Source organism: Hydrogenophaga sp. 2FB (assembly GCF_005503365.1).
Lineage (GTDB): Bacteria > Pseudomonadota > Gammaproteobacteria > Burkholderiales > Burkholderiaceae_C > Hydrogenophaga.
Window position 1 is genome coordinate 1 of record NZ_SCML01000010.1, and the last position, 18,107, is coordinate 18,107.

The window sequence follows — 18,107 nt, forward strand, 5'->3', positions numbered from 1 at the left end:
GGCGTGCTCACCCTTCCACTCCCCAAGGGCTGACCCGCCCTTTGCGGCGCAGCTTTCAGAGGCAAAGTAAGACGCTTGACCTGTTCCCCAACAGATCTCATTTCTAGGGTTCACGGCGGCAGCAGCCTGACTGGAGGGAATAAAGTTCGTCGGGGGTATGTGCGCTAACGTGTTGATTTTCCTAGGCATGCTGCGCGTGCCAAAGTTCGTCGCAATGTGCCCTTTACTCGTGATGACTCCACCCCCGTGCTTCAAAGTCCGTCGGAGCGGCAGCTGACTGGAAGGGCTGATGTGCAGCGGCAGCCGACAGACGCGATGAAGAGCTGAGCCTGCAGCGCTTGCCCCATCGCGATCTCTCAGTTCCTCCAAATCGCTGGGATCGAAAGTCAACTGCCAGAGATGCTGCAGACATTGCAAGCTTACGTGTGGCGCGGACACGGCGTTTTGCCGCGCCTCCCCTAGATGTTCTTCCTCAAGCAACCGCGCCCCGGTAGCATGACCAAGATCGGCCAGGAGCGGGCATTGAAAAACTCTCGTGGAGCCCCGCTAAGCCAAGCGCACGAGTACCAACAAGCTCGATCCATACACAGATAAGCCTCAACCTAGCTATTGATCAAGGCGACAAACTCGCCGAAACAGCGGTGCACTTTGCTCCAGCTCCTCACACCCAAACTGAAAGGGAGAAAACGAAGCACTGCCCACGAACGTGATCTGCTTTGCTCATAATAGCGGGTTCAGTATTCGATGGAAATCTCGGGTCACACATCAGTGGAACTCAACAGTGACGTTGAGCAGCCTTCCCGAAGTATCGACAACCAATGGAGAAGACAATGGCAGAGCACAGAGAGGGACCAGCCACTTTTTCGGATACCTATTGGGTGAAGCGCAAGAGTGTGTTCGAGCGTCCCACTGGAGCAGACGTCGAGATGACATCCGGCGCTTCTTTCGAGTGGGTAATAGCAAATGAGTCAGGAAGCGAAGTGAAATCAGTCTCTGCAAGTGGAGGTGGCTGGACGAGCATCCATTTTTCGTCACTTGGGCTACATCACAATTACAGCATAGGGTTTCGCAATAAGTCCGGCGGTTCAATGACTCTTAAAGAGGTCTTGATACGATACGACTCTTGAATGACCCAAAGTTTTGCATCGTTCAAAATAAAAGCTATGCTTTGAATTATTACTGAACAGGTGTCCCTTCCGTTGCAATACTGGTTTCTAATGCTTTCTTGCATTCGGCCAAGCTGTTGAATGGAGTTGGTACATACAAGACGTCGACTTGCTCGACATCAAACGATACAGTAGACACCATACGGATTGACCTTTTTTCCTTCGGGACAAAGTCGCTCCACTGGCCAACCGGATACCCAAAGAAGTAATTACCCTCGCGTGGATTGTAAATCGGAGTATTGAAGACACTCACACTTATCGGGGTGTCATACACCGCTTCTCCATCGATTCGGTAAACCCTCGTGATTGTCTTGGCGACGTAGCCGAAATCCATAGATGACAAGGGTGGAATTACTGGAGAGACCTCTCTGAGCTTGTCAATCGTCCTAGTATTCGTCATCTCCTGCTCACGCGAATAAGATGCCTCCAAGGTTGTCTTAAAGTCATTGGTCGTCTTTCCCTTGTAGAAGTCCAAGAATCCCCCCGAGTTCTCAATGACAACTTGCACGTCCTCTGTTTTCTTTTTTGCGGCAATCTCTTTCACGCGGTTCTGCTGAACTTCGATTTCTTTTTCTGACAGCTTCACGGTTAGATCAGTGGCACCGCAATTCCAGTGTATTTGAGAAAGAACCTTTGTCTGTCCCTTTTGTGGCCCACCACCAACCTCCACTGCCGGCGCTCTAATAAATGTCTTTGAGAAATCTGCCGGGTTAGTTGGAAGAAAAACACCTGTCTTGGTCCAGTCTGGTGTGAAGCGGAGAAGACTCGCGGCCCAATCCTCGCCTTTATACGTGACGCCTGTAGATGCGGCTACAATTTGGTTTGCAACTGCGGCGTTGTCCGTGGCCTCCCTGTTTCGTGACTTTTTATTCTTACCATATTCGCGGCGATAAGTCGTAAATTCAGGATACGTTTCTTGTAAGCGTTCCAGCGCCGTAGCTCGAATCTCAACCTGTTGATCTTTGATGGTGCCAGCTACATAGGCGCTTTCGGTCAAATATTTGGAAGGCTTTGGAGGGACAGCTTTCAACTTGTCATCCGACTCGGCGGCTATCGATGTGGTCCACGTCATTGATAGTCCGAACGTGCCAGCGGTAATTAACGCTTTGGCAAAGGCATGCTGAATGCAAGAAGCCATTAGGTAGTTCATCATAAATATCCCTCCTATCGCTGTGGTGGGTGACCTGTCGACGGTACTAACGCGTTAGGTGCCGATGTAGACGCAGCAGAATGATGAGCCGAGGTTAACTATCCCGTCAAGCTGCATCGGATCAAGCGTCCGGTGCTGAGGGGGTGCTGTTGATGTTCGATGTAAAGCAGGACATTTTGGTCGTCTGAACGACTGCTATCCTCAGGGGAGGAGATCGGTATAGATGAACATGGTCAACAAAATTGGGAACAATTCCGAGAACACGCTCACGCAACCCCCGCAGCGCTCTGACACGCATCGCATTGACACCGATGCGGTGCGCGTCGTACGCACCTTGCTCACGTCCGACTGGATCGAGCGATCTGTGGAGGACCGCGACTACGGCATCGACATGATGCTGGAAGCGTTCGACGGGAAGGATCCGACGGGCACGCTTGTCCTATTCCAGATCAAGGGGCATGAGGCGAGCTTCGGAACTGAGCCCGTCACCTTCTCTGTGCCCGTGAAGACGTTGCTCTACGCACGGATGTTCCAGGCCCCGTTCTTTCTCGTACACGTTTCGAACACGGATCGCAAAGCGCACTTCGTCTGGCTCCAAAAATACATCGACACGCGCCTCTCAGCAGACAGTCCGCGGTGGGATCGGCAGGCGCATGTCACCATCCATTTCCCGAACGAGAACATCCTTGCGACCGACGGATTGCAAAAGATCCGTGCGCTTGCACTCCACGCTGCTCATAGGGATGTTGCTATCACGTTCATGCGCCACCTGTTCTGGCTTAGGCGGCATGTCGACGAGTTTCAACGGAGTAAGAGCCAGCCCGAGATCGAGCAGGCTTTGATCCGACTCAAGGAAATCAGAAGACTTGAGCCTTTCTTGGCCGCCTACGAAGACTTCTGTCCGGAGCTCGACATCGACCAACTAAGGAATGCGTTGAAAAAGGCGAAGGTATATGGCGCATTCGATTTCGGCGACGAGGATCTGGTAGACGTGCAGCTTGGCGAACTCTTTGCTATTCAGATGATGTTCCTCGACAAAGACGAGAGCGATGTATCCACGCTCGACGCACTCGATTCCGGATTTCCGTATTGACCATCGATCCTGAGAAGATGGGCTAATGAAAGTTCCTACCAAACTCACGCTCAGGAGCTAACGTTCGATCTTCAAATCCGAATGTCTGAGTTCAATCTGCAGCGGACGGAAGGGCCGGTAGAAGCTCCTTGACCATTCAGCTCGAAATACGAAACACCTGACGCAGGTACGCCAGAAAAGTCTCGTCGTCGCAGATAGTCTTCCCCGGCGAGTCGGAGAGCTTGGCCACAGGTTGGCCATTGCAGCTCACGAGCTTCATGACGATGTTCAGCGGGTTCAATCCCACGTCATTGGTGAGGTTCGTCCCGATGCCGAATCCGGTCTGAATCCGGTCGGCAAAATGTTCGTAGAGATCGAGGGCGGCCGGCAGATCCAGACCGTCGGAGAACACCAGGCGTTTGCTGTGCGCATTGACCTTCAAGCGCGCGTAGTGCGCCAGCGCCTTCTCACCCCACGCGACGGGGTCTCCCGAGTCGTGGCGCAAGCCGTCGAAGAGCTTGGCGAAGTAGAGGTCGAAGTCGGCCAGGAAGGCGTCCATGCCCACGACATCGGTCAGGGCCACGCCCAGGTCGCCGCGGTACTCCTGCACCCAGTTCTCCAGGGCGGCCTTCTGAAAGCCCTTGAGCTGCACGCCCGTTGCCTGGAAGGTCTGTAGATATTCATGGGCCATGGTGCCGATCGGGACCAAACCGTACTTCTTCGCGAGGTACACGTTGGACGTGCCTTTGAAGAATTCGGGCACCGCTTGCGCGAAGGTGGCCACCACCTCCTCTTGCCAGGCGGCCGAGAAGCGCCGGCGCACGCCGAAGTCGAAGAACTCGAGGGGGTGCTTTCGCTTTGTGCCTTGTTTGCCGAAGTCGCGCAGCAGCGCAATCTTCTCCTGCAAGCGTCGCCGGCCCTCAGCCAGGACGTCCGGCGTGGCCATGCGCCGAAAGTAGCTCTCGTTGACGATGGCCAGCGCGAAGATCTCGAACAGCATCACATGGATCTGCGGCCCTTTGGCCACAATGCTCAGGCGATTGCCATCGGTTCCAACGGTGATGTAGCGGCTCTGCAACTGGAAGATGCGCAGGAAGTCGATGAAGTCGGACTTCATGTACCGAAGACCGCCAAGGTACTGCAGCTCGTCCTCAGAGAATCGCAGCGTGCAAAGGTACTCGATCTGCCGCTCGACCTCGGTCCGGATCTCGCTCAGGGGATACCCGGGCTCGTTGCGGCACACGAAGCGGTACTCGGCCTGGTTGGCCGGCATCGAGTGCAGCATGGGCTGCAGCATGGTGAACTTGTAGAGGTCGGTGCCGAGCAGCGAGGTGACGATGGGAACGAACCCCATTTCTGTCTGTCCCGCTCGCGTGAGGTGCGTACTCATGGTGGTCTCCTGGTCCTGTTCTGGCGTCACGAGATCGATTGCGCAAATTCATCCGCAGTCAGCACCCCGGTGCCGCTCGCGCGCGCCCTGTCGAACAGATCGTCGGCGAGCTTTTCGAAGCCCGGCACCGGGCTCATGCAGTCCCGCAGTAGGACCACCCGGGGTGCAAGAGCAGGCGTTTTGGCCAGGAAGCGCATGAACTGGACGTAGCTGGCCGCGACGCAGTGGCTCGACGCTTGACCCGCCATCGCGATGACATCCGCGCCGTCGGCCAGCGATGTCGCCAGCACCGTGTTGAACTGGGTCCCCGGCACCGACGGCACGGGCGCGTCGGCCTCGAACACGCCGAAGTGCTCGGTCAACGGGTACTCGCCCTTGAGCACCTTGCTAACGGCACGCTGGTGGGTCATTTCCCAGGCGGCCAGGCTGCGGGCGAGATCGCCCTGGATGTTGTGGCCCCAGGTACCCGTGACGCAGTGCACCGGCCAGACCACCATGCCGCCCTTGCCGGCGCTGGTCAGTTGTTCGAGCATGCCGACGACCTGGTCGGTCAAGCCCGCATCCCTGGGGCGGTAGACGCCGGCGACGACGTCCGCCGCTGTGATGAAGGTGAATGGCGCTACCGGCTGGCCATCGCGGGTGAGCCAGAAGGTGGTGCGCTCGACCGCCACGCTCGCGTGCGAATCCAGCGTCACGGTGATGCCGCCAATTCGGTCCTGGTGGGACTCGATGAAGTTGGCCAGGCGCTTGAGGTCTTCATTGGCGCCTGCCACCGGCAGTGCCGCGCCTTCGATGTCGCAGAAATCGTTCTGGGGATCAATGATCAGGAGCTTCGTGCGCATGTCATTCCTTGGTTGATTGAACTTCAACAGAGCGGAACGTGCGCGGAAAGACGGCGGCACGCTCACGGTCCAATATTCGGTAGCCCATGGCTGAGCGGCCCGCATCACCAGCGATCGAACCCTCTTCGACCAGGAACTGCGCATCCAGCATCCTCTTGCGAAACGCGCTCTTGTCCATGGGGCGACCCAGCACGATCTCATAGGTGCGCTGGAGCTGCGGCAGCGTGAAGGGTTCCTGCAACAGGAATGCGGGCAACGAGGTGTACTCCACCTTGCCGCGCAGACGCTCCACGGCCGCGGTCAGTATCTCGGCGTGGTCGAATGCCAGGCGCTTGCGTAAGGCGGTGTCGACCTCGACCCATTCCGATGCAGCTGAAGCTGCTGATACTGCTGCTTCACTGTCCTCGGGCGGTGGCACCAGGGCGAAGTAGACGTGGGTGGCGCACCATCCCCGGGGATCTCGCTTGGTACTGCCCCAACTGCCCAACTGCTCCAGGTAGGGGGTTTTGAACCCGGTCTTCTCCCCCAACTTGCGCAGCGCGCAGTCGTACAGGCTTGCATCGACGTCCACATTGATGAATCCGCCCGGCAGCGCCATTCGCCCGGGGTAAGGATCCGTGGCCGTCTCGGGGCGGCGCACCAGCAGCACCTTCAACTGCTCCTCGATCACCGTGAAGATCACCACGTCGACCGTGACCAGCGGCCGTTCGAAGTCGGGGCCCGATGCGCGCGGTGTGGGTTTTTTGGTGGCCATGCTTGACATCTCCTGTTTGAGTTGTACTATACAACCCATCAAAGGTTGTACTGTGCAACTTAACAAGGAGCTCCAAATGCTTGGCATCCAGTTCATCAAATCGCAGCCCACCACCCACCTCATGCAGTTCCGTGGCGGCAAGCTCGTGCGCCAGGGGGCGGGCCTCTCGTTCTTCTACTATGCGCCCACCACCTCGCTGGTCGCGGTGCCGATTGCCAGCCGCGACGCCGGCTTCATGCTGGAGCTGGTCACCAGCGACTTCCAGGGTGTGACCGTGCAGGGAGAGGTCACCTACCGGGTAGGTGACCCCAGCCGCATCTACAAGATGATGGATTTCTCCTTGAAGCCCGATGGCGCTTCCTACGCCTCGGAAGATCCGGACCGCCTCAAGGGTCGCGTCGTGATGCAGGTGCGCGCCATCGTGCAGCAGGTGATCCAGGCGCTGCCCCTGCGCAATGCCCTGAAGGCCACGGCCGAGATCGCAAGGACCGCGCGGGAGCAGTTGGGCAACCAGTCCGAGATCCAGGCGCTCGGCCTGGAGATTCTGGGTGTGTCCGTGGTGGCCATCAAGCCCACGTCCGACATCGCCCGCGCGCTGGAGGCCGAAGCCCGCGAGGCCAACCTCAAGGCGGCCGATGACGCCATCTCGCAGCGCCGCATGGCTGGCGTGCAGAACGAGCGCGCCATCCGCCAGAACGAGCTCGACACGGAGATCGCGGTGGAAGTGAAGAAGCGTGAGATCCAGGAAACCCAGATGGAGGCCAAGGCAGCGGCCATGCGGCGCCAGAACGAGTTGCGGGCCGAGCAGATGAGCGCCGACATCGTGCTGGAAAACCAGCGCAAGGAGTTCGTCACCAGCGAGGCCCAGAACACGCGTCAGGAGGCCGAGGCGCAGGCGCACAAGGTGCGCGCGGTGATGGATGCGCTGGAGAAGGCCGATCCTCGGGTGGTGCAGGCCCTGGCGGCCGTGGGTATGCAGCCCGGCCAACTCATCGCCCAGGCCTTCGGTGGCATCGCCGAGCGGGCTGAGCGCATCGGCCAGCTCAACATGTCGCCCGAATTGCTCAACTCGCTGCTGGGCGCCGGTGTGGGTGCCGGCACGGTGGCCGCACGGAGGCCGGTGTGAGCGGGACGGCTTCTCAAGGCGAAAGGCGGGTGGTGCTGGTGACCCGGCGCACACGGCTGGATAACTTGATCGCGCGCTACAACACGCTCGGCCAGGCGAAGTTCTACGTCGAGCACCTGGGGGCCGACTTCTCGGACTACCTCAAGGAGAACGAGGCCTATGCGGCCAGCCTGAGCGTCACCGTGCAGGCCCTGCAGGCCTGGGGGCGGTATCAGATCGTGGACCGGTCGTTGCTGGCCAACTTCGTCTTCGCCCCCTCGGACATCGTGGTGGCGCTGGGGCAGGACGGCTTGGTTGCCAACACCATGAAGTACCTGGAGGGTCAGCCGCTAGTGGGGCTCAACCCCGAGCCCTCGCGCTGGGACGGTGTGCTGCTGCCGTTCCAGCCGGCCGACCTCGGCGCGATCCTGCCGGGCGTTGCCGCGGACCAGCGCGTCACCCGCTCGGTCACCATGGCCGAAGCCCGCCTGAGCGACGGTCAGGTGCTGCGCGCCGTCAACGATCTGTTCATCGGGCCGCGCAGCCACACTTCAGCGCTCTACGACCTGTCGCATGGTTCGAAGACCGAGTTCCAATCGTCCTCGGGCTTGATCGTTTCAACTGGCCTTGGCTCCACGGCCTGGCTCAAGAGCATCGTGACAGGCTCGCTGGCGATTGCACGCACGCTGGGTACACCCTCTTCGGAGGAGGCCTACCAGCCCATGCAGTGGGAAGAGCGGGCGCTGGTGTTTGCGGTGCGGGAACCGTTTCCGACCCGGACTTCACAGGCCACGCTGGTGTATGGGCGGGTACAGGATGGGGCGCCGCTCAGGGTGCGATCCCGCATGCCGGACAACGGCATCATCTTTTCGGACGGCATGGAGACCGACTATTTGCAGTTCACCGCGGGGATGGAGGCAACCATTGCGCCTTCGGCGACGACGGGCCAGCTGGTGATCTGAAATCGCCATCACCGGTAGAGACAGTGCACTAATTTACCCCTGCGCAATTTCAGCCTGCACCAGCAGCACATATTGCTCGACCAGCGAGCTTGCCTGGCGTTGCAGTAGCAGGCGTTCTTCAGGATTGTCAGGCTGGTGGAACCGCCCGAACGCAACCGACCCCTTCATGAGGTGGCCATCCGTGTCACCGTTAGTGCAAAAGCCTCGCTGCATGCAATCGAGTGCCGCTTCAAGCGAAGCCCGATGCGGTCCTCGGTGGAACTGTTCAGCGAAGGCGCGGGCACCCTCATCCAGTTCACAGCCGTACTGCAGGACATGGACAAGGTCGCCCGCATCTTTGTTGGCGCTGCGCTGGTCGAATGCGATGGCTTTCAAGACGACGAACGCCAGTTGGTTCGCGTAGTGCACGCGCTCTACCGCCACCCCCTTCCCATCAAGAAGCTGGGCCTTGACCTCTCTTGTCTCGTAGAGCGTTTGAGCAATGGACATATGGGGCATGGACATCACGCATATCGATTCGGCTCCGAGGCTCTTGAGCTTCGCGAGCTCATCCTCGGACGCATCGCATAGGAACTCCACCCGCACCGGTACGCCTTCCAATGTCTTCGCTTCCCACTGCCAGGAAGAAACGCCGCCTTTCTCCAGTTTCATCTTGGAGAACCCGCGTTGCTTGAGCCGATCGGCGATGGGAGCGTAGTCTTGGCCAGCGGCGATCACGGCAAGGTCGATTACCAGATCGAGATCGGAGGTGCCGGCGTGAGCCGGAACATCGGGCGCCCGCTCGGGCGTGAGGTATCTCGGCACCAGTCCGCCCACCAACCGCACCGTGTCCTTCAGGCTGCCCATGCACCCAAGCACAGTGACCAGTGCCTGTTCGCAGGCCTCGGTAACTTCTGGGGAGTAACCAGACGCACTTTCTGGTTTGACTTCAGACATCGCGTGCACCCCCGTCAATATGTTGCCTTTTCAGCGCGCGGGCCAGTTCCTGACTGCGCCCGCCGGCGTTCGCCAATTCCAGATACTGGACAACGGGGCTGGCGAACCATCCCTTCCGATCTGCAAGTTCGAGCCGGTGCTGCAGGGCGAAGTCGTCGCACTCGTGGAGAGTGACATTGAAGCCTTTGTCGACGCGCTTGAGGCCCAAGTGCTCCGCAACGGCCGCTGTCTCCCCTGGGGGCACGATCAGGTCGAAACCACTGACAGCGGTGAGCAGTCGTGCAAAGCTGTTTGCAGCGTACTGCCCAGTGAAGGCCCACACAGGCGTCTGTCCTTCGCTCATGCGTTTGGCCAGCATCTCGCCAAGGGCTGCCGGGTTCTGACTGAAGGCGAACCAGCGGGGCTTGCTCTTCTTCCTCCCCTCCCAATCGCTCGCCCATGTGTCGAGCAGTTGTCCCGGATCCAATAGCTGGCGGCGCACACTGCGCCCGTTCCCCTCGCTCTGGACCATCCCGAGCTTCTCCAGCTCACGCATGAGGACCGAAACCGTGTTGGGGCTGGCACCTGACGCATCCACGAGGTCGGTGCCCGTGCGCCAGGCGTCCCATCGCAACAGCAGGGCGTGAAGCACCTTTTCGCGCTCGGGGGTGAACAGCGAGCCCACCTCTTTCCAGTTGGGCTTGAGGGGTGGGCGGTCAATGAGCACCTGTCGCATCCCCAGTCGAATGGACAGACTGCCGCTGGCATCGAAGTACCCAACGCCTGCGGATTCCAGCGACTTGCGCGCACCTTCGCTAAGCGATTCGGCCCAGACCATCACCTGATCGAAGCGCGCACCGGCATCGGCGTATTTCGCGAATTGCATCTGCACGCGCTCAATGTCCCGGGGATAGGCATGCCGTTTGACTTCGACCAGGATGTTGCTGCGCACGCCGTCGACTGTGATGCCCAGGCTCAGATCCCCTCTTCGTCCGACTCCCAAGCTGGGGTCAAGCTCGACTTCGATGTCTTCGACTTGGAGCCGATCAAACAGCACCGAGCGAAACCTTGAAAGCAGCTTTTCGATGTTCGGGTAGTCTTTGTTCATGGAAAGACTCTACAAATCATGTGCTGTACAGCGTATTTAAAGATTTCACCACATGATACGCTGAAATGCATTAATACGCTGTACAGCGTATGAACGGTAGTCACTAAAACCAGATCACGGGTGACGCCATGGAGTGACGGCGTACTGCCTCCACCGGGGTTCAAGCGACGACTCGACCCATCAGGACTACGGCGCAATTTCAACCGGTGCCCATCTCCCACTGGCCAGTTCGCGGTCCAAGTGCCAAGCCGGTGAGGGTCCGCTTGAGCGATACGTTAGGCCTCACTGCGCCATGCGATCGCGAGAGATTGAAACTGCTTCTTGGGAGAAGCTCTCCGGAAATCGGAGGACAACGGACTCAAAGGCATAGTCCTGTAGACCCATCTCCGCCAGCGCGGTGAAGCCAGATGAGACCTCGCGCTTAGTCACTACTCGCTCAACGGCCGGGATGACACCGTGGCGTTTGATCATTTGCCAGGTCCTAGAAGCCGGCTGCCTTCGGCCCTTCTGCGAGGAAAGGACCTCCTCGTACGCATAAACAGCCGAAAGGCATTCTTGTTCAACCTGTGTTGCGGCGCCGTGGGCACTCGCGCGGATCTGGACAGCTCGCTTGCGCGCCTGATCAGCGAGTTCAGGCGCTCCGCGCTCGCGAACGTTTGCAGCGAACGTTTCGCACTCGGCGACAGTCTTGAGGTTGGCTACTCGAGGATCCATGTGCGTGATGCTGGTCGTTGCGTGGAGCCTACCGCTCAAGTCAACCTGCATGCGGATGTAATCACCGCAGGCTCAGTGCGAGATGATGCACCATGAGCCTCGGACCGGGCGTGCGGTGTTTGTCGTAGGGTCCACTTGAGCGAGGGGTCTCGGTGCATCAATGAAAGGACGTGTATTGAGTAACACTAAAAAAAGTGGGTTCGTCAGCTCAAACGAGTGGAAGCGACTTCGCTGTGAACGCATCCCGTGCAAGATGCGCAAGATACGCCGCGCCCCCTATCAACAACACAGCACGCGCGATACGTTCTAGTTCTCCCTCAGGCTCCCACTTGTACACACGTCGCATACCGAAGCTCAATGCGACGGCAAAAGTGACGCTGTGGAAGAACTGTCGATGGTTCGGATGCACTGCGGGTTCAAGAAAATCGGGCAACGAAGGCAAGCATGCAGCCGCTGCTCCCATAGCGAGCGAAGTTCCATCAACGGGCCGGTCTTCCCTGCGCTGAACTTCTGCGCATGCAGCAGTCACAGCGATGAAATTGAACGCGGCGTGTTCAGCTGCGCAAGCCATTTTTTCTCCCTCATCTGTTGGATGGATTCAGTAGCCGAATACGCGACGACGGTCTTTTCGATAGGACTTGATCGCCAGAAGCAAGAAACTTCCAAGAGCCATCCAAGCTGCGCTCTCATAGCGATGTGCAAGGCTGGCGCGGACAACATCGGTCAATGGCTTCAAGTGCCCGTGTAGCTCAACCCCGCCGACGAGCATCTCACCCATGAGCAAGATGCCAAGGAAGAAGGCGACACCCAACGCAAGCGCGAGTTGCGTTTTCGTGGACAGACAGAAAACAATCCAAACCTCGGTGAGCCAGTTATTCATGGGTGACTTTCAGCTGGATCAATCTGCAACAGCGTCTTTCGCCGCCTGTATCGCAGCGTCAGACCCCTGAAACTCAACTGTGCGGATGGTTCCGCCCGGCTTTCGGCTGAACCGGACTGACACGCCACCGTGTCGAGCGGCGGCATGCCGGGCATTCACGGCGATCTTCTTTTCGAGCTCTGCCATTGCCGCCTTCTTCAGCTCTGCCGTACTGGGCATTTTGAAGTTGATCTGGATCATTTGCGGTCCTTGGGCGGATGGGGATCGTTGCCATGTGAGTCACGAGCTCGGATACGGCCATCCTGCCCATGGATGACCAACTCACCCTGGCCTTGTCGCGCCATCTGCCGCCCAGATCGAATGGCTTGGGCCTGCGTATCAAAGACCTGGGTCGCGCGCTGTCCGCCTTCGCGGAGCGTGCCCCAACCGTTGTCGCGCTGCACTATGTGAACGTTTTTCGGGTTAGCCATCATGAACTCCAGTGTGTTGAGATTGACGGATGTCAGTTTACAAACGAGAATAACAACTGTCAATATGTAAACCACCCCGCGGAGAAAATCATGATTGGAAACCGACTCAAGAGAGCGCGAGACGCCCTCGGGCTTTCCTTGCGCGAACTGGAGGCAGCCATTCAGGGGCATGTCTCTGCACAGGCCATCGGAAAGTACGAGCGCGATGAAATGATGCCGAGCTCGGCGGTCCTCTTGGCGCTGGCCAAGGCCCTGAAGGTTTCTCCGGAGTACCTGCTCAGCGAGCGCGAAATTGAACTTACGGGAGTGGATTTTCGAAAAGCGCCCCATGCCGGTGTAAAGGAAGAACGCGCAGTCGAGGCGTCTGTTCTCGACCAAGTCGAGCGGTACCTGGAGTTGGAAGAACTCCTGCCAGGCGTGGATCAACCTTGGGACGCTCCCTTAAGCGAGGCGTTCGCCATCAGCTGTATTGAGGATGCCGAGCAGGCGGCCAATGCGCTGCGAAGTCTGTGGCGGTTGGGCATCGACCCCATTCCGTTCATGGCTGAACTGCTCGAAGACAAGGGCGTGAAAGTCATCGCTTTGGACTTGCCCGAGAACGTCTCCGGCTCCAAAGCCTTCGTGCAGAGCCCCAGGCGTGGTGACGTGCCGGTGATTGTTGTCAACCAAAGTCACAACGGTGAGCGTCAGCGATTCACGCTCGCACACGAACTTGCGCACTTGGTTTTGCGTTTCAGCGGACTGAGCGACGCGGAGCAGGAAAAGGCCGCGGACAGGTTTGCGGGCGCATTCCTCATGGCCAAGGACATGGTTCTACGCCTGCTCGGAGAGCACCGGACGTCAATATCCATCGGTGAACTGGCAGAGTTGAAGAAGATTTTCAAGGTCAGCGTCGCCTCTCTGGTGGTGCGCTGCTCTCAGCTCGGTATCCTGCCAAAGCAAGCATATGGACGACTCTGGGCTCAGATCAAAAGTATGGGCTGGAATGGTCAGGCATCCACCGAGCCAAATCTGCTGCCAGCTGAGGTTCCTCAGCGAATGGAGCGACTGTGCTTACGCGCTGTGTCCGAGGGCGCCATCTCGGAGGCTCGCGCTGCAGAGCTGCTGAGCATCAGCGTGCGCGAACTGGACCGCCGACTGTTGGGGCAGGCAGCCTAGTCGATCATGATCATCCTGGTCTCGGACACTTCCGTTTTGATCGACCTGGAGCGCGGAGGGCTCCTGGAGCCCGCGTTTTCATGCGGCCTCACGATGGTGGTGCCGGACCTCCTGTATGACCGAGAACTCGCATCGGACAACGGGCCGTTACTCAGGCAGCTCGGCTTGGGCGTTGTTGAGTTGGCGCCTGATGAAGTGTCATTTGCCCAGCAACTCCGAACGTTGCGCCCCGGCCTTTCACTGCCAGACTGCTTCGCCCTGAGTTGCGCAAGGCGGCCGGATCATGCGCTGGTAAGCGGAGACATGTTGTTGCGCAAGGAAGCCAGCAATCGGCAATGCACAGTCTATGGACTGCTGTGGATCCTCGATCAGATGGAGGCCAGCGGAGCAGTCGGCATCACGCTGCTGCACGAAGGCATGACACGCATCTCCAATCATCCACGCTGCCGATTGCCTGCAGCGGAAGTGAAAGCTCGGCTTCAGCGATGGTCGCCGACATAACAGAGTTCGCTTTTTTCAACCCTTCATTATTGGAATTGCCGATGCCAGGCGCCTATGCCCACCTCTCAGTTGTAAATGACGCCCAAAAACGCGCGGAGGGTGCTGGGCTGCGCGAAGAGACACTCGTGAGCCTCGGGCTGCATCTGAAATTTCTTGAGCTTGGTGCGGTGAGTCCAGACTACCCCTACCTCACATTGAAGCGTGGTCAGAAGCAGTGGGCCGACGCCATGCACTACCACCGCAACGCCACACTGCTTCGCGCCGGTGTCGCGACTGTGGCGAACATGCCTGAGCATCAGAAGGCCAAGGCAACAGCTTGGCTTCTTGGTTTTGCGGCACACATGGCCACCGACATGACGATCCATCCTGTGGTTGAGCTGCTTGTAGGGCCTTACCAAGGGAACGAAAGCGAACACCGGCGCTGCGAGATGCACCAAGATGCCTTCATCTTCCCTAAGGTGATGAATGTGGGAGACACCGGTTTGTCAGAACACCTTTCCACAGGCATCGCCACTTGCCATGCCCTGGAGGACGAAGATGTTATTGAGCCCGCGGTGGAGCACGTTTGGCAAGCAATGCTCACAGCGGCTTACGGTGACGCGCCAGCGATCAATCCACCTCTGCCCAGTGCATGGCACTGCGGTTTTCGCGACATCTTGTCCACGATGGCCGACGCGAATCGCTTATTCCCATTCGCCAGGCACGTTAGCTCGGAGTTGAACCTCGCCTATCCGCGCAAGAAGGACATTGACCCGAGATTCATCGAGAGGCTGAAAACGCCAGAGGGGCACATGGAGTACGAGGCCATCTACGAAAAAGCTCGATCCAATGTCCTAGCTGTGTGGAAGGGCCTCGACGAGGCGCTTGTTGACGGTCGCTCCGAAGCCTTGGATACGCTTGAAGACTGGAACCTTGACACCGGCCGAAGTGTGCAGACTGGCAAGCTGGTTTTTTGGCCGGAGGTCGTATGAAGAAGTATCTGCTCCCAATCCCTTTGGTGATGTTGGTCCTGCTGATTGGTTGTGCTTCGCATCCGAGCGATCGCGAGATGAACAGCTTGGCGTCAGCATTGACAAAGGTCTCGGCAGCGGTTGATGCAAGTGCGCGCTACAAACGATCCACTGACACTCTGGATGAGAAACAGCTTTTGCAAGTTTCGACTGCTCACGACGCCGGTCTGATGAAGCCATTCGAAGGAATGACGGTTCGGGTGCTTCGAGTCGGCCGTGATTCAGCAGTTCTTGTTTGCCAGGCCAATAATGGGCGTGCCCTTCTGGAAGACGCAGCCTGCACGGCCAGGCTGGATGCGCCACGCTGGAACACCAGTCCAAATCCTTGCGAGTTCACACTCGATGTGAAACAGATCTGCGCTCGGTAGGCGAATCTCTGAGGAAAACGGGAATGCCCAAGAACATCGTCATCTTCTCAGACGGCACGGGACAGGCTGGTGGCCTCAGACCTGATCAAAACCTGAGCAACATCTATAAGCTCTTCCGCGCCAGTCGCACCGGTCCTGAGAGCCCGATCAATCCAAGGGACCAAGTTTCCTTCTATGACGCGGGCTTGGGCACGGAAAACGACGAAGGCAAGATTCCCTTTCGGCCCATTCAGAAGTTTCGCAAGCTGTGGAGTGGCGCCACGGGCACTGGTATCAGCCGCAACATCGCCGATTGCTACGAGGCGATCCTCAAGCACCACGAGACCGGCGACCGCGTTTTTCTCTTTGGCTTCAGCCGTGGGGCCTACACGGCCAGGTGCGTGGGAGGTGTAATGTCTTTGTGTGGTGTGCCCACTCGCGCCGCTGACGGTGGTCCTCTGCCTCGCTTTGGCAGGGAGCTGCGAAAGATCGCTGACGAGGCCGTCCAGGACGTTTACGAGCATGGGTCAGGCAGCAACAGTCCTGAGCGCGAAGCTGAGCGGCTTGAGAAGGCGAACAGATTTCGAGAAAAGTACGCCTGTTCTGACGCCGAAGGACGGGCCAATGTCTTGCCCTACTTCATTGGCGTGTTTGATACTGTCGCAGCACTCGGCGCACCTGGACCTCGCCGTTGGTTGATGCAGGGCGGCCTCACTGCCTTCACCGGCGTCATGATTGCGCTTGCAGCTGGACTTTTGTCCTTGATGCCCTGGTTCGAGTTTCGCACTGCCTTTATTGTCCTGACGGCCTTGGTGATCTTCAGCATGCTGGCGAGCTATGCCAAGAGTCAGATCAAGACCATTTCTGACTTCCCAAACCGAGGTGATTTCAGTTGGCACGTAGCGGCCTGGCGTTTTCGCTTCTACGACCTGACGCTCAATCCACGGGTTCGGTACGCACGCCACGCGCTGGCCATTGACGAGACACGCTCAGACTTTGCGCGCGTCCAATGGGCAAACAAGGGAGAGTGGCCAGACAGGGCCGGCGAGCCGGAGTGGCTGAAGCAGGTCTGGTTCGCTGGGAACCACTCCGATGTTGGTGGCAGTTATGCAGAGGATGAGGCACGCCTGTCCGACATAACCCTGAAGTGGATGGTGGAAGAAGCGACCGGCCTGCCGCATCCCCTGGTGGTTGATGCCAATCGCCTTCACTTGTTTCCGGACTGCGCGGGAATGCAGCACAGTGAAATCGAAAGCATGCGAGAAACCTATCCAAGTTGGTGGCCCAAGTCATGGCGCTGGACTTGGAGCGAGACGCCGCGCGAGATCAACGTTGAGGCGCCCCTGCATCAAACGGTGTTTGATCGCTTCGGGCTTGGCAATCGTGCGCAACACTACGGAGTGTGCAAGCCTTACCGACCCACCAATTTGTCTTCTCACACGAGACTTACCGCCCACTACAACTGCGACTCAAAGGTGCAGTAGGAATGCAAACGCTTGAAGCGTTCAGCACCGTTTTTGCAGGATGACCAGTCACTCAAAGTCTGTAAGTCAGGCCATGAGCCACGTCTACCACCGCCCCGAACTCGCTCGTGACATTGCAACGCAGCTTCTGAGACCCGGCGTCCTCGAGCAGGGCCTTCGCTCCGGCCTGTTCCTGTTCGGCCCGCGCCGCACCGGGAAAACCACCTTCGTGCTCCATGACCTCATACCGGCGCTGGAAAACGCAGGCGCGCTCGTGGTGTATGTGGACCTATGGACCGATGTCAGCGCAGATCCCAGCACACTCATCCACACGGCACTGCGCACAGCATTGAAGGGCCTGCAGCCCACTACAGGAGACCTGTTGTACCGCCTCCCGCGGCTTAGAAACCCGGACTTTGCAACCACACGCTTGTCGTTCAGCTTCGAGACCGCAGAACTTGGCACCCCAACCGGCGCAACCATCGCACAGGTCGCGAAGGAAATTGTCGACCAGGCCAAGACCGATCTGGTCTTCATCGTCGATGAGGTCCAGCACATGCTCACCTCTGACGCTGGCCTCGCAATAATGCGAGCCTTCAAGGCAGCACGCGATGCCGTCAACGCCAGCCCCACCACACCCGGCCACTTCATCTTCATTGGCACCGGCTCACATCGCGCCCAGATTGTGGGGATGACGGCGGGGGACCAATCCGCGTTCCTGGGGGCAACCTCCATCGAGCTCCCAACGCTGGGCGAGGACTACGTGCAATCTGTTCTCCTGACGCTGTCGCAGGAGAACATCAAAGTCATCCCGAGCCTTCTGGTGGCCAGTCAGTCGTTTGCCCTCCTCGGACGCCGTCCCGAGGAACTGCTGCGCGCCCTGCACATCCTGCAGCAGCATCATCCGCACGAGGCGGACCACTACTTTCCGGTCATCGCCGCCACGCTCAAGGAAGCCGCCGCGGACTTTGAAGCCAAGTAAATCGAAAACTTGGGCGTTCTCGCCGGCACCGTTTTCGGCAGCGTCGCTCTGGCTGGAGAGGACGCCGGCGTTCCTTCTCCGCCGCCGCACTTTGAGTGCCTACTCCGGCGAGCTCGGC

The 18,107-nt window shown here is 58.7% G+C and carries 20 protein-coding genes; 9 read left to right on the forward strand and 11 right to left on the reverse strand.

What is annotated here, in order from left to right; genetic code table 11:
• Positions 1 to 1,176 precede the first annotated feature (1,176 nt).
• Positions 1,177 to 2,319 (reverse strand): hypothetical protein, encoded by a 1,143-nt coding sequence (locus FFS09_RS07960; RefSeq protein WP_137918339.1) that lies wholly within the window; start codon positions 2,317 to 2,319, stop codon positions 1,177 to 1,179.
• Positions 2,320 to 2,539: 220 nt separating this feature from the next.
• On the opposite strand from FFS09_RS07960, the gene FFS09_RS07965 reads away from it, so the two are divergent.
• Positions 2,540 to 3,409, forward strand: a complete 870-nt coding sequence (locus tag FFS09_RS07965) for a DUF4365 domain-containing protein (RefSeq protein ID WP_137918340.1) — start codon at positions 2,540 to 2,542, stop codon at positions 3,407 to 3,409.
• A 136-nt stretch (positions 3,410 to 3,545) separates the two neighbouring features.
• On the opposite strand, the gene pncB is transcribed toward FFS09_RS07965, so the two are convergent.
• Genes pncB through FFS09_RS07980 form a run of 3 tightly spaced genes read right to left on the reverse strand, consistent with a single transcriptional unit; the run spans position 3,546 to position 6,374 of the window.
• Positions 3,546 to 4,778, reverse strand: a complete 1,233-nt coding sequence (gene pncB, locus FFS09_RS07970) for a nicotinate phosphoribosyltransferase (RefSeq protein WP_252374280.1) — start codon at positions 4,776 to 4,778, stop codon at positions 3,546 to 3,548.
• A gap of 26 nt (positions 4,779 to 4,804) precedes the next feature.
• On the reverse strand, positions 4,805 to 5,620 hold the full coding sequence (locus tag FFS09_RS07975) for a cysteine hydrolase family protein (RefSeq protein WP_171019917.1): 816 nt from the start codon (positions 5,618 to 5,620) through the stop codon (positions 4,805 to 4,807).
• Position 5,621: 1 nt separating this feature from the next.
• Positions 5,622 to 6,374 carry an NUDIX hydrolase gene (locus tag FFS09_RS07980; protein ID WP_137918342.1) on the reverse strand — a complete coding sequence of 251 codons (753 nt, stop codon included), beginning with the start codon at positions 6,372 to 6,374 and terminating at the stop codon, positions 5,622 to 5,624.
• Positions 6,375 to 6,450: 76 nt separating this feature from the next.
• On the opposite strand from FFS09_RS07980, the gene FFS09_RS07985 reads away from it, so the two are divergent.
• Positions 6,451 to 7,500: an SPFH domain-containing protein gene (locus tag FFS09_RS07985; protein WP_137918343.1), complete on the forward strand. Its 1,050-nt coding sequence runs from the start codon at positions 6,451 to 6,453 to the stop codon at positions 7,498 to 7,500.
• A 65-nt stretch (positions 7,501 to 7,565) separates the two neighbouring features.
• The gene (locus FFS09_RS07990) at positions 7,566 to 8,441 is read left to right on the forward strand and encodes a diacylglycerol kinase catalytic domain-containing protein (RefSeq protein WP_252374281.1); all 876 of its coding nucleotides are present in this window, start codon (positions 7,566 to 7,568) and stop codon (positions 8,439 to 8,441) included.
• Positions 8,442 to 8,474: 33 nt separating this feature from the next.
• Here FFS09_RS07990 and FFS09_RS07995 read toward each other — a convergent pair whose 3' ends face one another.
• The 7 genes from FFS09_RS07995 to FFS09_RS31515 all read right to left on the reverse strand — a co-directional run bounded on the left by FFS09_RS07995 (position 8,475) and on the right by FFS09_RS31515 (position 12,699).
• A complete protein-coding gene (locus tag FFS09_RS07995) occupies positions 8,475 to 9,377 on the reverse strand; it encodes a hypothetical protein (protein WP_137918345.1) in 903 nt (300 codons plus the stop codon).
• Positions 9,370 to 10,464, reverse strand: a complete 1,095-nt coding sequence (locus FFS09_RS08000) for a helix-turn-helix domain-containing protein (protein WP_137918346.1) — start codon at positions 10,462 to 10,464, stop codon at positions 9,370 to 9,372. Before FFS09_RS08000 ends, FFS09_RS07995 begins: the two co-directional genes overlap by 8 nt.
• A gap of 282 nt (positions 10,465 to 10,746) precedes the next feature.
• Positions 10,747 to 10,935, reverse strand: coding sequence for a hypothetical protein (locus tag FFS09_RS30865; protein ID WP_212745070.1), 189 nt, complete (start codon positions 10,933 to 10,935; stop codon positions 10,747 to 10,749).
• 451 nt (positions 10,936 to 11,386) lie between these two features.
• Complete coding sequence (locus tag FFS09_RS31510; protein WP_137918348.1) at positions 11,387 to 11,749, reverse strand: metal-dependent hydrolase; 363 nt, start codon at positions 11,747 to 11,749, stop codon at positions 11,387 to 11,389.
• Positions 11,750 to 11,776: 27 nt separating this feature from the next.
• Positions 11,777 to 12,058, reverse strand: coding sequence for a hypothetical protein (locus FFS09_RS08015; RefSeq protein WP_137918349.1), 282 nt, complete (start codon positions 12,056 to 12,058; stop codon positions 11,777 to 11,779).
• 18 nt (positions 12,059 to 12,076) lie between these two features.
• Positions 12,077 to 12,298, reverse strand: coding sequence for a hypothetical protein (locus FFS09_RS08020; RefSeq protein ID WP_137918350.1), 222 nt, complete (start codon positions 12,296 to 12,298; stop codon positions 12,077 to 12,079).
• Positions 12,295 to 12,699, reverse strand: a complete 405-nt coding sequence (locus FFS09_RS31515; RefSeq protein ID WP_354595872.1) for a DUF2188 domain-containing protein — start codon at positions 12,697 to 12,699, stop codon at positions 12,295 to 12,297. Before FFS09_RS31515 ends, FFS09_RS08020 begins: the two co-directional genes overlap by 4 nt.
• Between FFS09_RS31515 and FFS09_RS08030 the strand changes: the two genes are divergently transcribed.
• The 6 genes from FFS09_RS08030 to FFS09_RS08055 all read left to right on the forward strand — a co-directional run bounded on the left by FFS09_RS08030 (position 12,619) and on the right by FFS09_RS08055 (position 17,989).
• Positions 12,619 to 13,686, forward strand: coding sequence for an ImmA/IrrE family metallo-endopeptidase (locus tag FFS09_RS08030; RefSeq protein ID WP_137918352.1), 1,068 nt, complete (start codon positions 12,619 to 12,621; stop codon positions 13,684 to 13,686). The genes FFS09_RS31515 and FFS09_RS08030 overlap by 81 nt on opposite strands.
• A gap of 6 nt (positions 13,687 to 13,692) precedes the next feature.
• The gene (locus FFS09_RS08035) at positions 13,693 to 14,187 is read left to right on the forward strand and encodes a PIN domain-containing protein (RefSeq protein ID WP_137918353.1); all 495 of its coding nucleotides are present in this window, start codon (positions 13,693 to 13,695) and stop codon (positions 14,185 to 14,187) included.
• Positions 14,172 to 15,158: a zinc dependent phospholipase C family protein gene (locus FFS09_RS08040; protein WP_137918354.1), complete on the forward strand. Its 987-nt coding sequence runs from the start codon at positions 14,172 to 14,174 to the stop codon at positions 15,156 to 15,158. The genes FFS09_RS08035 and FFS09_RS08040 overlap by 16 nt, the downstream gene beginning before the upstream one ends.
• Positions 15,155 to 15,565, forward strand: a complete 411-nt coding sequence (locus tag FFS09_RS08045) for a hypothetical protein (RefSeq protein ID WP_137918355.1) — start codon at positions 15,155 to 15,157, stop codon at positions 15,563 to 15,565. Before FFS09_RS08040 ends, FFS09_RS08045 begins: the two co-directional genes overlap by 4 nt.
• 23 nt (positions 15,566 to 15,588) lie before the next feature.
• Entirely contained in the window at positions 15,589 to 17,028 is a 1,440-nt protein-coding gene (locus tag FFS09_RS08050; protein WP_137918356.1) for a T6SS phospholipase effector Tle1-like catalytic domain-containing protein, read from the forward strand.
• A gap of 73 nt (positions 17,029 to 17,101) precedes the next feature.
• Entirely contained in the window at positions 17,102 to 17,989 is an 888-nt protein-coding gene (locus FFS09_RS08055) for an AAA family ATPase (protein WP_171019918.1), read from the forward strand.
• The last annotated feature ends 118 nt before the right edge of the window (positions 17,990 to 18,107 follow it).

Coding starts and splice junctions, on each gene's coding strand:
- FFS09_RS08030 (WP_137918352.1), top strand. CDS start 12,619: ATGATTGGAAACCGACTCAAGAGAGCGCGAGACGCCCTCGGGCTTTCC.
- FFS09_RS08045 (WP_137918355.1), top strand. CDS start 15,155: ATGAAGAAGTATCTGCTCCCAATCCCTTTGGTGATGTTGGTCCTGCTG.
- FFS09_RS07965 (WP_137918340.1), top strand. CDS start 2,540: ATGAACATGGTCAACAAAATTGGGAACAATTCCGAGAACACGCTCACG.
- FFS09_RS31515 (WP_354595872.1), bottom strand. CDS start 12,699: ATGCCCCTGAATGGCTGCCTCCAGTTCGCGCAAGGAAAGCCCGAGGGC.
- FFS09_RS08050 (WP_137918356.1), top strand. CDS start 15,589: ATGCCCAAGAACATCGTCATCTTCTCAGACGGCACGGGACAGGCTGGT.
- FFS09_RS07975 (WP_171019917.1), bottom strand. CDS start 5,620: ATGCGCACGAAGCTCCTGATCATTGATCCCCAGAACGATTTCTGCGAC.
- FFS09_RS31510 (WP_137918348.1), bottom strand. CDS start 11,749: ATGGCTTGCGCAGCTGAACACGCCGCGTTCAATTTCATCGCTGTGACT.
- FFS09_RS08040 (WP_137918354.1), top strand. CDS start 14,172: ATGGTCGCCGACATAACAGAGTTCGCTTTTTTCAACCCTTCATTATTG.
- FFS09_RS30865 (WP_212745070.1), bottom strand. CDS start 10,935: ATGATCAAACGCCACGGTGTCATCCCGGCCGTTGAGCGAGTAGTGACT.
- FFS09_RS08020 (WP_137918350.1), bottom strand. CDS start 12,298: ATGATCCAGATCAACTTCAAAATGCCCAGTACGGCAGAGCTGAAGAAG.
- FFS09_RS08035 (WP_137918353.1), top strand. CDS start 13,693: ATGATCATCCTGGTCTCGGACACTTCCGTTTTGATCGACCTGGAGCGC.
- FFS09_RS08015 (WP_137918349.1), bottom strand. CDS start 12,058: ATGAATAACTGGCTCACCGAGGTTTGGATTGTTTTCTGTCTGTCCACG.
- FFS09_RS07995 (WP_137918345.1), bottom strand. CDS start 9,377: ATGTCTGAAGTCAAACCAGAAAGTGCGTCTGGTTACTCCCCAGAAGTT.
- FFS09_RS07985 (WP_137918343.1), top strand. CDS start 6,451: ATGCTTGGCATCCAGTTCATCAAATCGCAGCCCACCACCCACCTCATG.
- FFS09_RS07980 (WP_137918342.1), bottom strand. CDS start 6,374: ATGGCCACCAAAAAACCCACACCGCGCGCATCGGGCCCCGACTTCGAA.
- FFS09_RS08055 (WP_171019918.1), top strand. CDS start 17,102: ATGAGCCACGTCTACCACCGCCCCGAACTCGCTCGTGACATTGCAACG.
- FFS09_RS07960 (WP_137918339.1), bottom strand. CDS start 2,319: ATGATGAACTACCTAATGGCTTCTTGCATTCAGCATGCCTTTGCCAAA.
- FFS09_RS08000 (WP_137918346.1), bottom strand. CDS start 10,464: ATGAACAAAGACTACCCGAACATCGAAAAGCTGCTTTCAAGGTTTCGC.
- pncB (WP_252374280.1), bottom strand. CDS start 4,778: ATGAGTACGCACCTCACGCGAGCGGGACAGACAGAAATGGGGTTCGTT.